We start from the raw sequence: 12,651 nt of genomic DNA, 5'->3' as shown, positions 1-12,651 counted from the left end.
GGCCGCGCGGGTCCGCCAGCGGATCGCCGCCGCTCCCGGGCCGGTCACGCCGGCCGCGATCGTCACCGCCGTACGCGCCGAGCCGACCGCCGCCGTCCTCGGCGACACCACCGTCCTCCGGATGGCCGACGAGGTGCACGACGAGCTCGTCGGTGCGGGTCCGCTCGCACCTCTGCTGGCCGACCCGGAGGTGACCGACGTGCTGGTCAACGGGGTCCGCGTCTGGGTCGACCGGGGGCAGGGCCTGCACCAGGTCGCGGTGCCGGTCGGCTCTGCCGACGACGTGCGCCGGCTCGCGCAACGTCTCGCCGGCGCCGCCGGCCGTCGGCTCGACGACGGCTCCCCGTACGCCGACGCCCGGCTCGCCGACGGCACCCGGCTGCACGCCGTGCTGCCCCCGGTGGCGACCGATGGGCCGTACCTGTCCCTGCGGACGTTCCGGCAGCGGCCGTACACCCTCGACGAGCTGGTGCAGCAGGGCACCGTGCCCCGGCCCGTGGCGCCGGTGCTGAGCGCCGTGGTCGCCGCCCGGCTCGCGTACCTGGTGGTCGGCGGCACCGGCTCGGGCAAGACGACCCTGCTCAACACGCTGCTGGGCCTCGTGCCGTCGACGGAACGGATCGTGCTCGTCGAGGACGCCGCCGAGCTGCAGCCGCAGCACCCGCACGTGGTGGGCCTCCAGGCGCGCACGGCCAACGTGGAGGGTTCCGGCGCGGTTGGTCTGACCGACCTGGTCCGGCAGGCGTTGCGGATGCGGCCCGACCGGCTCGTGGTCGGGGAGTGCCGGGGCGGGGAGGTGGTCGACCTCCTCGCCGCCCTGAACACCGGCCACGACGGCGGTGCGGGGACGCTGCACGCCAACACGCCGTCGGACGTACCGGCCCGGCTGGAGGCGCTGGGGCTCCTCGGCGGGTTGCCCCGCGCGGCGCTGCACGCGCAGGTGGCCGCGGCGCTCCAGGTGGTGCTCCAGGTCCGGCGTGGCCCCCGGGGCCGGATGCTGGAGTCGGTCTGCCTGCTCCTCCCGGAGGGCCCCGACCGCCTGGTCACCGTCGTTCCCGCCTGGGTACGCGGCACGGGGCCCGGCCTCGCCGCCCGCGCGCTCGGGGCCCTGCTGCGGGAGAGGGACGTACCGGTACCCCCGATCCTGTGCACACCGTGGCCCGGATCGGGGGGTCCCGCGTGATGGGCTCGGCTGCTCTTCTGCTGCTGGTGGCCGTGACTGCCCTGGTCTTCTGGCCGCTCCTGCTCCGGCTCCGGCTCCGCAGTGCCTCCCTGCCGTGGGGAGGCGTCCAGACCTCCGATGACCCGCTCGTCCAGTGGATCGCCGAGCTGCGCCGCACCCCGTCCGCCGAGCTGCGTGGGGACCCGGCCGCCGAGCTGCGCCGCACCCCGCCCGTCGAGCCGCGTCGGACCCCGGCCGCTGGGACCGCTTTGGGACCGTCGTCGGGTGGGGCGGGCGAGGTGCCATCCCCGGACGCCGCAATCTCGCCGTCCGGGTCGGTGGACGGGCGCCATGCTGCCGGCGCCGGCGACCCGGTGTCGTCCCTGGTGCCGACTCCCCCTGCGGATGGCCCGCCCGGCTCCGACGCGCGGTGGGATTCCGTCGCCGGTCCAGTCGCCGCCACCGTCGTGGGTCGGAGCCACCGTCCGGGGCGCGACCTCGACACCGGAGTGCGCTGGCCCTGGCCAGCCGGCCGCCCCGGCCCCTCCCGGCCTCCCGGCCCGACCGGCCCGCCACGTCGGCATGACGGCCAGCGACCGGCTGGCCCGTCGGCTCCCGCCGGTCCGGCCCGTCCGCCCGAACGACGTCATGACCGGGCGGGACACGCGCCGCAGGCGTCCGCATCAGGTGATCAGTCGCGGCCCACCTCGGTTCGGGAAGCGCCCGCAGCCGCATCCGGTCGTCGGTCCCGACTGCGGTTCGGAAGCACATGGCTCACGGAGTCGCCCCGGCGGACCCTGTTGCTCGTCGCGCTGGGCGGACTGTCCGGCGGTGCGGTCCTGGGTGGTCCGGTGGCGGCGGTGGCGGGTGCCACGTACGCCGTGCTGGGTGTTCGGGCGGTTCTCCGCAGCCGGGCCGGTCAGCAGGCCGGCCGCCTTCGGCGACAGCAACTCGACCGGCTCTGTGGTGTGGCCGCCGACCTGCGGGCCGGGCTGCCGGTGCCGGCGACAAGCACGCCACCAGCCTGCGCGGAAGCCGACCGGATCGCGCGGCTGACGCGGGCCGCCGTCCAGCTCGCCGACCGTACGGGCGCGCCGCTGGCGGAGCTGGTGGAACGGATAGAGGCCGACGCGCGGTCGACGGACCGGGGGTTGGAAGCGGCGGCGGCCCAGGCGGCCGGTGCGCGGGCCACCGCGTGGCTGCTCGCTGCCCTGCCCCTCGGTGGCGTGGGCCTGGGGTACGGGATCGGGGTGGACCCCGTGGCGGTCCTCCTGCACACCCCGCTCGGCGGGGCGTCGGCGATCGTCGCGGTCGTCCTCCAGACCGCCGGGCTGTTCTGGACCGAGCGGCTGACCGGTGCGGGGCGGGGTGATCGCTGATGTCCGGGACGGTGGTCGTGTCCCTCGGCCTGGTCGGGGCGGGTCTGGTGGCGGCGGTCACCGGTCTGCGCCGCCGCCCGGTCCGACGACTGCGCCGACTCACCGCCGCCCCCGGTGGCCCGGGCCGGCTCCCGGCCGGCGCCCGTCCCTCATCCAGCAGGCCGTCGGAGGAGTTCGGTTCCGTCACCGACGCGCCGGCCGGTACCACGTCGGCGCGCCGTCTCGACGCCATCCGGCTCGCCGCACTGCTCGGTGGCCTGGCGATCGCCGTGCTCGGTGGGGGCTGGTCCGGGCCGGTTGCCGCGCTCCCGACGGCGATCGTGCTCGACCGGGCCCTGCGGAGGATCGAGTCACCGGCAGCCCGGACCCGACGGCTGCGCGAGGCCGGAGACCTGCCCCTCGCCGCCGACCTGCTCGCCGCTGCGCTCCGGGCGGGTGCGCCAGTCGACCGTTCGGTGCAGGCGGTCGCCGGCGCCCTCGACGGGCCACTCGCCGAGCGGCTGGGCCGGGTCGGCCGCCTGCTGCTGCTCGGGGCGGGCCCGGAGGAGGCATGGGCCACGCTCGACCCCGTACCCGGCGCGGAACGGCTCACCGCGGCCGTCCGACGATCCGCGAACAGTGGGGCGGCACTCGCCGGTGCGCTGGTGCGGGTCGCCGACGACCTGCGTGCCGACCGGTCGAGCGCCGCCGAGGCGGCGGCCCGCCGCGCGGGTGTGCTCATCGTGCTGCCGCTGGGGCTCTGCTTCCTGCCGGCCTTCATTCTCGCCGGCCTGGTGCCGGTGATCGTCGCCGTCCTCGGCGACGTGCTCTGACCGATCGAGAAAGGACACGTACGTGCGCAGACTCATCGCCCGCCTGCGCGGGGACGCCGGGATGAACACGGCCGAGTACGCCGTCGGCACCCTCGCCGCCGTCGCCTTCGCCGGCATCCTGCTCAAGGTGCTGACCTCCGGCAACGTCCAGTCCGCGTTGACCGCCGTCATCGACCGGGCACTGAAGTGACCGGGCGCCGGCGGGCCGGCCGGGACCGGGGATCCTTCACCGCCGAGTTGGCGGCCGGCCTGCCGGCGCTGCTCCTGCTCCTGTTCGTCGGCCTGACCGCCGTCAACGCGGTCGGTACGAAGGGAAGCTGCCTGCATGCGGCCCGGGAGGCGGCGCTGGCCGCCGCACGGGGCGAGGACGGAGCGACCGCCGCCGCCCACTCCTCCCCGTCCGGGGCCGAGGTGTCGGTCCACACCGACGGGGGGCTCGTCCACGCGACGGTCCGGGCGCCGGTCAGGGCGCTCGGGACCCGCCTGCCTCGGATGACCGTCACGGCGACGGCGGTGGCAGCCCTCGAACCCGGGTCCACGGTCCCATGACCACCACCCACCACCACCCGACAACCGAACCGCCCGGCGCCGTAGCGCCCTTGATCGTCTGCACCGCAGCTGTCCGACACGCCGCCGTGCGGACCGGAAAAGCGCAGACGATCAAGAAGAGAGTCGGGATGGCGCCGGCCGACCGGGGTGGGGCGACCGTCCTCGTGCTCGCACTCGGACTGGTGCTCGTCCTGTTCGGCGGGTTCGGCGCGGCCGTGGCCGCCGCCCGGCTCGCCCGGCAGCAGGCGGCGGTGGCGGCCGATCTCGGGGCGTTGGCCGGTGCCGGTCGAGCGCTCGAGGGCCCGGCGGTGGCCTGCGGTACGGCAGGTGAGGTGGTCTCGGCCAACGGTGCGCGACTCGTCTCGTGTCGACTCGACGGCCTGGACCTGGTGCTGACCGTCGGCGTGACGGTGGCCCCGCTACCCGGGCTGAGCCGGGCAGCGGAAGCCAGCGCCCGTGCCGGCCCGATCCGCGCCTGACCAGCCCCACGCCGGCGGCGTGCCACGAGAGCCGGCGGCGCGCCACCGGACCCAGCAACGGCACCGCAACCGGTACCAGAGCCGGCGGCGCGCCACCGGAACTGGACGGCGCACCACCGGCAGGGGACGAGCCGAGGCTCAGCGGCCCTGGAGCGCGTCCAGGGCGACGGCCATCGCGATGACCAGCCGGCGGTCGACCTGCGGGTTGTGGATCTGGACGACGTACCGGTCGCGCAGGCCCCACTGCTTGATGACGGAGAAGACGGGCTGGCCGCCGGCGGTGAAGTCGAAGTGGTACGGCAGCCAGGACAGCGAGTCCACGAACCGGCGCAGCAGCGCCACCGGCATGCTCCGCTCCTGGCCGGTGACCTGCGGCAGACCGGCCTGCTCCACGTGCCACGTCGAGCGGAGCAGGGACTGCGCGAAGTCCTTGCGGAACAGGCCGATCGGGTTGCCGGCGTGGTCGGTGACGTCGTACGTGGCACCGATGTCGAGACGCTGGCGCGCCTTGAAGCCGAGCAGGGGCTGCTGCTTCGACTCGTCGGTGTAGATCGTCACCTGCTCCTTGAAGGCGAGGCGCTTCTGCTGGGCGAAGGCCAGCATCTCGCCCTCGGATCCGTCCGGCGCGACGGCGTGGACCTGGTACTGGTTGACCATCAGCCGCAGCCGCTGGCGGATGTGGAACTGCTGCTGGGCCTGCAATTGTTCGAGCTGCATGAAATCTCCTTCTGAGGGTGGGGCGGAGTCTCGCACAGCCCGTCCCACCCCGCACCGCCGTGCGTACGACGGCGACCGCTCATCGGCCGCCGTCGACGGTCGCCCGCAGGGACCACGCGTTCAGCACCTGGTGGATGCTGCGAAGCCGTTCGTTGATCTGTTCCAGCCGTTCCGCCTGGGCGAGCGCCGCCAGCGCGGCGCCGAGGGCGATCTGCTGGTCGGGCGTGAGGTTGTCCTGGTCGATCGTGTAGAGCAGGTCGACGGTCTCGGCGATGGTGTCGGCCACCACTCCTCCTCGGCAGGCGGAAGTCTGTCTATGGAAGCGCTCCCATAATGCCCCGGGAGGGGGAGTTCCATGCCAGGGAACTTCAGCCGGGCAGGTTCGCCAGGACCACGTCGAGGACACGGACCGCGTCCGCCTTGGACAGCGGGTTGTTGCCGTTGCCGCACTTGGGGGACTGCACGCACGACGGGCAGCCGGACTCGCACCCGCACTCGACTATCGCGTCCCGGGTGGCGCGCAGCCACGCCGCCGCCGTCCCGTACGCCCGCTCGGCGAAACCCGCCCCACCCGGGTGCCCGTCGTAGACGAACACCGTGGGTGCCTCCGTGTCGGGGTGCACGGCGGTGGAGAGCCCGCCGATGTCCCACCGGTCGCAGGTGGCCATCAGCGGCAGCAGCCCGATCGCGGCGTGCTCGGCGGCGTGCAGCGCCCCCGGCACGTCGGACGGGTCCACGCCGGCCGCCGTGAGCGACTCGGGCGACAGGGTGAACCAGACCGCCACGGTGCGCAGTTCCCGGGCGGGCAGGTCCAGCGGGCGGGTGTCGATCACTTCGCCGGAGGCGATCCGCCGCCGCTGGTACGACACCACCTGGCTGGTCACATCCACCTCGCCCAGGAAGAGCCCGACCGGCCCCGCGTCGACGTACGAACGCACCGACACCACCGACAGCGAGGTGACGTCCCGGGCGTGGGTGGACCAGTCCGGCTCCTCGGGGTGCACCAGCGCGCACCCGTCGGCCAGGTCGAGCGAGTCGACCACGTACGACACGCCCTGGTGCAGGTAGACCGCGCCGGTGTGGAGCAGGAAGTGCGACGAGCCGCCGTCGACGGTGCCGAGCAGCCGGCCGGTCGCCGCCTCGACCACGCAGACCGGCGCGCCGTCGGAGCCGCGCAGGTCCACCTCGGGGCGTTCCCGATGCCGCCAGTACCAGCCGGTCGGGCGCTCCCGCAGCGCTCCCGCCTCCACCAGCGCGTCCACCGCCTCCTTCGCGCCGTCGCCGAACAGGGTCAGGTCGGCCGGCGTGAGCGGGGCCTCGGCGGCGGCGCAGGCGAGCTGCGGCCCGAGCACGTACGGGTTGGCCGGGTCGAGGACGGTCGCCTCGACCGGTCGCCCGAACACGGCCTCCGGGTGGTGCACCAGGTAGGTGTCGAGCGGGTCGTCGCGGGCCACCAGCACCGCGAGGGCCTCCTGCCCGGAGCGCCCGGCCCGTCCGGCCTGCTGCCACAGCGACGCCCGGGTGCCCGGGTACCCGCAGATCAGCACCGCGTCCAGGCCGATCAGGTCGACGCCCAGCTCCAGGGCGTTGGTCGAGGCCAGGCCGAGCAGGTCGCCGTGCAGCAGCGCGCGTTCCAGCTCGCGCCGCTCCTCGCGCAGGTAGCCGGCCCGGTAGGCGGCGACCCGGTCACCGAGCCCGGGCACCGCCTCGTCGAGGGCCCGCCGCGCGTTCGAGGCCACCACCTCGGCGCCGCGCCGGGAGCGGACGAAGGCGAGCGTACGTACCCCCTCGGCGACCGTGTCGGCGAGCAGGTCGGCGGTCTCCCGCAGCGCCGACCTGCGGACCTGGACGAGGTCCGCCGCCTCGGCCGCCGAGGAGGAGTGGGGCAGCAGCGGAGGCTCCCACAGGGCGAAGGTCACCCCGCCGCGCGGCGAGGTGTCCTCGGTGACGGCGGAGACGGGCAGGCCGGTGAGCCGCCCGGCCGCCGCGGCCGGGTCGCCCGACGTCGCCGAGGCCAGCACGAACACGGGTGTACGACCGAAGCGGGCGCACTGTCGACGCAGGCGGCGCAGGACGTGCGCGACGTGCGAGCCGAACACGCCCCGGTAGGTGTGGCACTCGTCGATCACCACGTACGCGAGGCGCCGCAGGAACCCGGACCACTGGGCATGCCCGGGCAGGATGCCGTGGTGCAGCATGTCGGGGTTCGTCAGCACGAAGCGTGCGTGCCGGCGGATCCACTCCCGTTCGGCGCGCGGGGTGTCCCCGTCGTAGCAGGCGGGGCGTACGCCCTCCAGTTCCAGCGCGGCGACGGCGCGCAACTGGTCGGCGGCGAGCGCCTTGGTCGGCGCCAGGTACAGCACGGTGGCGCGGGGGTCGGCGAGCAGGGTGGCCAGCGCGGGCAGCTGGTAGGCCAGGGACTTGCCGGACGCGGTGCCGGTGGCCACCACGACGTGCCGGCCGTCGTACGCCAGGCTCGCCGCCTCGGCCTGGTGCCGCCACGGCGCGGCCACCCCACGGCGGGCAAAGGCCGCGCGCAGCTCCTCGGGGGCCCACTCCGGCCATTCAGCGGTCGTGCCCGCGCGGGCGGGCACGCGCTCGACGTGGGTGACCGGATCGGCCTCGCCGCGGGCGCGCAGCCGCCACAGCAGATCGGCCGGGGTGCGCCCGGAGCCAGGACCTGCGGATACGGTGGCTGGAGACGACACGTCCTGCACTCTCGCACTGGTGTTCGGAAATGAAAAGCCGGGGGTCTGGGTAAGGGGGAGCCTCGTCCGGTGACCCGGCAGGTCGTTCCGGCGGTAGTGGTTAGATGCCCAGGAGAGTTTACGGCTCTCGCGAAGGAGGATCGATGGAGCTGTCGCTGGCGACCCGCACCGTGGGCGAGCACACGGTGCTTGAGGTCGGCGGTGAGGTGGACGTGTACACGGCCCCTCGCCTGCGGGAACGGCTCCTCGAACTGATCGACGGTGGTGCCCGTCACGTCGTGGTGGACCTGGGTCGGGTGGACTTCCTGGACTCCACCGGTCTCGGCGTGCTGGTCGGAGCGCTCAAGCGCCTGCGTACCGCCGGTGGGTCGTTCGCGCTGGTCTGTGACAAGGAGCCGCTGCTCAAGATCTTCCGGATCACCGCGCTCGACCAGGTCTTCCCGCTGCACCCGACGGTCGACGCGGCGGTCGGCGCCGGTCCGGCCGGCGCCGACGCGTGATGGCCACGGTCCGCCTGTCCTTCTCGCCGGCTCCGGTGCACGTGCGCACCGCCCGCCTGGTCGGTGTGGCGGTCGCCCGACGGGCCGGGGTCCGCGAGGACCTGCTCGACGAGGTGCGGCTGGCAATCGGTGAGGCGTGCACACGCGCGGTCGCCCTGCACCGGCAGTACGGAGTGCCCGATCCGGTGCTGGTGGAGATGTCCGACTCGGGGGCGTACGCGGTGCGGGTCGTCGACCGGGCGCCGATCGAGGCGGGTATCGGCCTGGCCGCGCTCGGGCCGGACGAGTTGGCCAAGGAGTCGCTCAGCGAGGACGCGCTGACCACCGGTGTGGGCTTCGCGCTGCTCGCCGGTTTCGTGGAGGACCTCCAGGTGCGCCCGGTGGAGGAAGGCGTCGGTACCGAGGTCCGCATGGTGTGGCCGGTCGGCCGCTGATCTGATCTTCCGCACTCCAGGCCGTACCCCCAGCGGGGTGCGGCCTCGTCGTCATGGACGCACTCCTATATCAGATTTTTCCTCATAACACAGCGACGAAGATCATCCGGACACGGTGCCCCCTCGGTGTGACCTCCAACACTGTGGAGGGCTACAGTACCCGGGTTGTCAGCAAGTGATCCGCCCTGCGGCCAGCGGGAATGGGTGTTCGTCGCTGGATCGCCGGGTCGGGTCGGTGCGTACTTGCGACTCCGCATCCAGGCGCCGGCCGGTGCGTCTCCATCGGCCTGCGCGAGGTTCGGTACAGGAGGACACAGATGTCCGACACCTTGGCCGCCGAGAGCGGCGGGATCTCCCTCACCGGGAACAATGTCACGTACGTCGTCATCGCCGCGGTGATCGCGCTGGTGGCGCTCGCCTTCGCCGCCGCACTGACGAGGACGGTGCTGGCGGCCGACAAGGGCACCGCCAACATGCAGGAGATCTCCGGGGCGGTCCAGGAGGGCGCCTCGGCCTATCTGATCCGGCAGTTCCGGACCTTGGCGATCTTCGTTCTCGTCGCCGTGGTCCTGCTCTTCCTGCTGCCGGTGCACGACACCGACGGCAGCGAGATCGCCGTGAAGATCGGCCGCTCCGCCTTCTTCGTGGTCGGCGCGCTGTTCAGCGCGTTCATCGGCGGCGCCGGCATGTGGCTCGCCACCCGCGCCAACCTGCGGGTGGCCGCCGCCGCACGGGAGCGCCAGGGCGGCCGGGAGGCGGCCATGAAGATCGCCTTCCGCACCGGTGGCGTGGTCGGCTTCCTCACCGTCGGGCTCGGCCTCTTCGGCGCCGCGCTGGTCGTCATCCTCTTCCGGGGTGACGCACCGACCGTGCTGGAGGGCTTCGGCTTCGGTGCCGCGCTGCTCGCCATGTTCATGCGGGTCGGCGGCGGCATCTTCACCAAGGCCGCCGACGTCGGCGCCGACCTCGTCGGCAAGGTCGAGCAGGGCATCCCGGAGGACGACCCGCGCAACGCCGCCACCATCGCGGACAACGTGGGCGACAACGTCGGTGACTGCGCCGGCATGGCCGCCGACCTCTTCGAGTCGTACGCCGTGACCCTGGTCGCCGCCCTGATCCTGGGCCGCGCCGCGTTCGGCGAGGCCGGCCTGGTCTTCCCGCTGATCGTCTCCACCATCGGCGTGCTCATCGCGATCGTCGGCGTCTTCATCACCCGGCTGCGCGCGTCCGACCGCAACGCCCTGACCGCGATCAACCGGGCCTTCTACCTCTCCGCGGTGCTGTCCGCGGTGCTGGTGGCCATCGCCGCGTTCGCCTACCTGCCGGCCAGTTTCGCCGAACTGGAGGGCGGTCTCACCGACGTCGGCGAGAACCCGCGGGTGGTCGCCATCGGCGCGGTCGTCATCGGCATCGTGCTGGCCGCCGCGATCATGGCGCTGACCGGCTACTTCACCGAGACCAACCGGCGTCCGGTCCAGGACATCGGCAAGAGCTCGCAGACCGGCGCGGCGACCGTCATCCTGGCCGGCATCAGCGTCGGCCTGGAGTCGGCGGTCTACTCGGCGCTGCTCATCGGCGCCGGCGTGTTCGGCGCGTTCCTGCTCGGCGGCAGCTCCATCACCCTGTCCCTGTTCGCGGTGGCGCTGGCCGGCATCGGCCTGCTCACCACCGTCGGCGTGATCGTCGCCATGGACACCTTCGGCCCGATCTCCGACAACGCCCAGGGCATCGCCGAGATGTCCGGCGACATCGACGAGCACGGCGCCCGGACGCTGACCGAACTGGACGCGGTCGGCAACACCACCAAGGCGATCACCAAGGGCATCGCGATCGCCACCGCCGTCCTCGCCGCGACGGCCCTGTTCGGCTCGTACACCGACACGCTGCGCACCGCGTACGCGGACGCCGGGGTGGGCGACGTCGGCGGGGAGATCCTCAACTCGTTGAACGTGGCCAACCCGCGCAACCTGGTCGGCCTCATCATCGGCGCGGCGGTGGTCTTCCTCTTCTCCGGGCTGGCCATCAACGCGGTGTCCCGCTCGGCCGGCGCGGTCGTCATGGAGGTACGCCGGCAGTTCCGCGAGCTGCCCGGCATCATGGACGGCACGCAGCGCCCCGAGTACGGCAAGGTCGTCGACATCTGCACCCGGGACGCGCAGCGCGAGCTGATGACCCCCGGTCTGCTGGCCATCCTCGCGCCGATCGCCGTCGGCTTCGGCCTCGGGCCCGGCGCCCTGGCGTCGTACCTGGCCGGTGCCATCGGGGCCGGCACGCTGATGGCGGTCTTCCTGGCCAACTCCGGTGGTGCCTGGGACAACGCCAAGAAGCTCGTCGAGGACGGCGCGTACGGCGGCAAGGGCTCCGAGTCGCACGCCGCCACCGTCATCGGCGACACCGTCGGTGACCCGTTCAAGGACACCGCCGGGCCGGCGATCAACCCGCTGCTCAAGGTGATGAACCTGGTCTCGCTGCTGATCGCGCCGGCCGTGGTGGCCTGGAGCGTGGGGGACGACCGGAACACCGGCCTGCGGATCACGGTCGCCCTGGTGGCGACGCTGATCGTCGTCGCGGCCGTGGTGTTCAGCAAGCGCAAGGGCGTGGTGATGTCCGACTCCGACGCCGGCACCGGGGCGGGCAGCCCGGACCAGCGACCGGAGGCGGTCAACGTCTGACCCGTACGTGAACCGGTCCCCGGACGGCCCTCCGCCGGCCGGGGACCGGTGCGTACAACGTGGCAAACCTGAGCGGTGCCGCTGTCGTCCGCACGCCGTACGCTGCAACGCATGCGTACGTGCCGGGCGTCAGCCGCCGGAAAGCTCACGGTGGTCCTCGCCACGGTCGTCGTGGTCCTCGCCGGCTGCGGCGGGGGCCCGAGCCCCCGGGCGTGGGCGGCGTCGGTCTGCTCGGCGCTCACCCCGTGGCGTGCCGAGATCAGCCGGCTGACCAGCAGCACCGACCAGCAGATGACGGCACGGACCACCCCCGCGCAGGCGAAGGAGAACCTGGTGCGGCTCTTCGACGGCGCGGAGCAGGCCAGCGAGACGGCGCGGCGCAAGGTCGAGCAGGCCGGCGTTCCCGAGGCCGAGCACGGCGCGGAGGTGTCCGAGGGCTTCCGCACGTCGCTGGCGAAGATGCGCGACGCGTACGGCCGGGCCCGGGACACCATCGACGACCTCGGCACCGGCCAGCCCACCGCCTTCTACGACGGTGTGCGGGCCGCGGTGGAGACCCTCAACAAGGAGTACGACGCCAGCGCGCTGGACACCACCCGGCTGAACTCCGAGGAGCTGAAGCGGGCCTTCGCCGAGGTGCCCGAGTGTCGCTGAGCGGTCCGGGTGGGCAGCCGGACGCCGACGCGCTCCCGGCGCTGTTCCCCGCACCCGAGGAGGATCCGACGGAGTTGCGCCCGCCGTCGCCCCGTACCGCCGGCCGGAAGCGCCGGTCCCGTCCGCCCGCCGGCGACGACCGCCCGCCCGACGGGCCCGTCGTCGACCGGCCTGCCGGAGCCGGTGGGCACCGGGACGGGCCGGACCGCCCGGGAGACGACGACGCCGCCCGGCAGCTCGCCTTCTTCGGCGCGGAAGCCGCGGACCCCTCCCTCGCCGACCTCGCCGGCCTGCTCGCCGGGCCCGCCGAGGTGTCGGTCATGGGCGGCACGGCCCGGCTGTCGGTCCTGCTGGACGCCGCGTGGCGGGTGCACGTGATCGTCGCCGAGCTGGCGCAACGGGGCCTCCCGGCGAGCTGGGAGGCGACCGGCGACGCGCGGCACACGGTGCGCACGTCGTACACCCGGCTGTTGAAACCGCTCGCGGCGGCGTGGCTGCACGGCCCGGCGTTGCGGCCCCCCGCCGGTTTCCACCTCAACGGCCGGCGACTGCGCCTCTGGCTGGCGGCGGCCGGCACGCCCGAGC

General features: G+C 73.9%; 13 protein-coding genes and 1 pseudogene. 11 read left to right on the top strand and 3 right to left on the bottom strand.

Going from position 1 to position 12,651, the window contains the following annotated elements:
- The 6 genes and pseudogenes from AB0I76_RS11860 to AB0I76_RS11835 all read left to right on the top strand — a co-directional run.
- The coding region (locus AB0I76_RS11860; protein WP_357033628.1) for a TadA family conjugal transfer-associated ATPase at positions 1-1,183 on the top strand (1,183 nt) is incomplete at its 5' end.
- Between the two features lie 761 nt (positions 1,184-1,944).
- Positions 1,945-2,541 (top strand): annotated as a pseudogene (locus AB0I76_RS11855) (hypothetical protein); the annotation flags it as partial.
- A 230-nt stretch (positions 2,542-2,771) separates the two neighbouring features.
- Positions 2,772-3,353 carry a type II secretion system F family protein gene (locus AB0I76_RS11850; RefSeq protein WP_357033631.1) on the top strand — a complete coding sequence of 194 codons (582 nt, stop codon included), beginning with the start codon at positions 2,772-2,774 and terminating at the stop codon, positions 3,351-3,353.
- A 61-nt stretch (positions 3,354-3,414) separates the two neighbouring features.
- A complete protein-coding gene (locus AB0I76_RS11845; protein WP_208418639.1) occupies positions 3,415-3,543 on the top strand; it encodes a DUF4244 domain-containing protein in 129 nt (42 codons plus the stop codon).
- Positions 3,540-3,902, top strand: coding sequence for a TadE family type IV pilus minor pilin (locus AB0I76_RS11840; RefSeq protein ID WP_357033626.1), 363 nt, complete (start codon positions 3,540-3,542; stop codon positions 3,900-3,902). The genes AB0I76_RS11845 and AB0I76_RS11840 overlap by 4 nt, the downstream gene beginning before the upstream one ends.
- A gap of 128 nt (positions 3,903-4,030) precedes the next feature.
- Entirely contained in the window at positions 4,031-4,381 is a 351-nt protein-coding gene (locus AB0I76_RS11835) for an Rv3654c family TadE-like protein (protein WP_357033624.1), read from the top strand.
- A gap of 138 nt (positions 4,382-4,519) precedes the next feature.
- Here AB0I76_RS11835 and AB0I76_RS11830 read toward each other — a convergent pair whose 3' ends face one another.
- The 3 genes from AB0I76_RS11830 to AB0I76_RS11820 form a co-directional block, all read right to left on the bottom strand.
- The gene (locus AB0I76_RS11830) at positions 4,520-5,098 is read right to left on the bottom strand and encodes a hypothetical protein (RefSeq protein ID WP_357033622.1); all 579 of its coding nucleotides are present in this window, start codon (positions 5,096-5,098) and stop codon (positions 4,520-4,522) included.
- A gap of 79 nt (positions 5,099-5,177) precedes the next feature.
- Complete coding sequence (locus AB0I76_RS11825) at positions 5,178-5,384, bottom strand: hypothetical protein (RefSeq protein ID WP_357033620.1); 207 nt, start codon at positions 5,382-5,384, stop codon at positions 5,178-5,180.
- Between the two features lie 82 nt (positions 5,385-5,466).
- Positions 5,467-7,806 carry a DEAD/DEAH box helicase gene (locus tag AB0I76_RS11820; protein ID WP_357033618.1) on the bottom strand — a complete coding sequence of 780 codons (2,340 nt, stop codon included), beginning with the start codon at positions 7,804-7,806 and terminating at the stop codon, positions 5,467-5,469.
- Between the two features lie 143 nt (positions 7,807-7,949).
- Between AB0I76_RS11820 and AB0I76_RS11815 the strand changes: the two genes are divergently transcribed.
- The 5 genes from AB0I76_RS11815 to AB0I76_RS11795 form a co-directional block, all read left to right on the top strand.
- A complete protein-coding gene (locus AB0I76_RS11815; protein WP_357033616.1) occupies positions 7,950-8,306 on the top strand; it encodes an STAS domain-containing protein in 357 nt (118 codons plus the stop codon).
- The gene (locus AB0I76_RS11810; RefSeq protein WP_357033614.1) at positions 8,306-8,740 is read left to right on the top strand and encodes an ATP-binding protein; all 435 of its coding nucleotides are present in this window, start codon (positions 8,306-8,308) and stop codon (positions 8,738-8,740) included. Before AB0I76_RS11815 ends, AB0I76_RS11810 begins: the two co-directional genes overlap by 1 nt.
- Positions 8,741-9,057: 317 nt before the next feature.
- Positions 9,058-11,412, top strand: a complete 2,355-nt coding sequence (locus tag AB0I76_RS11805) for a sodium-translocating pyrophosphatase (protein ID WP_357033612.1) — start codon at positions 9,058-9,060, stop codon at positions 11,410-11,412.
- A 111-nt stretch (positions 11,413-11,523) separates the two neighbouring features.
- Positions 11,524-12,066: a hypothetical protein gene (locus tag AB0I76_RS11800; RefSeq protein WP_357033609.1), complete on the top strand. Its 543-nt coding sequence runs from the start codon at positions 11,524-11,526 to the stop codon at positions 12,064-12,066.
- Positions 12,057-12,651, top strand: a 595-nt coding sequence (locus AB0I76_RS11795) for a hypothetical protein (protein WP_357033607.1), incomplete at its 3' end; no start/stop codon positions are given. The genes AB0I76_RS11800 and AB0I76_RS11795, both read left to right, overlap by 10 nt.

Source organism: Micromonospora sp. NPDC049799, from assembly GCF_040656655.1.
GTDB lineage: Bacteria > Actinomycetota > Actinomycetes > Mycobacteriales > Micromonosporaceae > Micromonospora.
Note: the sequence above shows the minus strand (reverse complement) of the source record. Positions and strands in the feature narration are given on the sequence as shown.

Coding starts and splice junctions, on each gene's coding strand:
- AB0I76_RS11845 (WP_208418639.1), top strand. CDS start 3,415: ATGAACACGGCCGAGTACGCCGTCGGCACCCTCGCCGCCGTCGCCTTC.
- AB0I76_RS11835 (WP_357033624.1), top strand. CDS start 4,031: ATGGCGCCGGCCGACCGGGGTGGGGCGACCGTCCTCGTGCTCGCACTC.
- AB0I76_RS11830 (WP_357033622.1), bottom strand. CDS start 5,098: ATGCAGCTCGAACAATTGCAGGCCCAGCAGCAGTTCCACATCCGCCAG.
- AB0I76_RS11815 (WP_357033616.1), top strand. CDS start 7,950: ATGGAGCTGTCGCTGGCGACCCGCACCGTGGGCGAGCACACGGTGCTT.
- AB0I76_RS11810 (WP_357033614.1), top strand. CDS start 8,306: ATGGCCACGGTCCGCCTGTCCTTCTCGCCGGCTCCGGTGCACGTGCGC.
- AB0I76_RS11805 (WP_357033612.1), top strand. CDS start 9,058: ATGTCCGACACCTTGGCCGCCGAGAGCGGCGGGATCTCCCTCACCGGG.
- AB0I76_RS11800 (WP_357033609.1), top strand. CDS start 11,524: ATGCGTACGTGCCGGGCGTCAGCCGCCGGAAAGCTCACGGTGGTCCTC.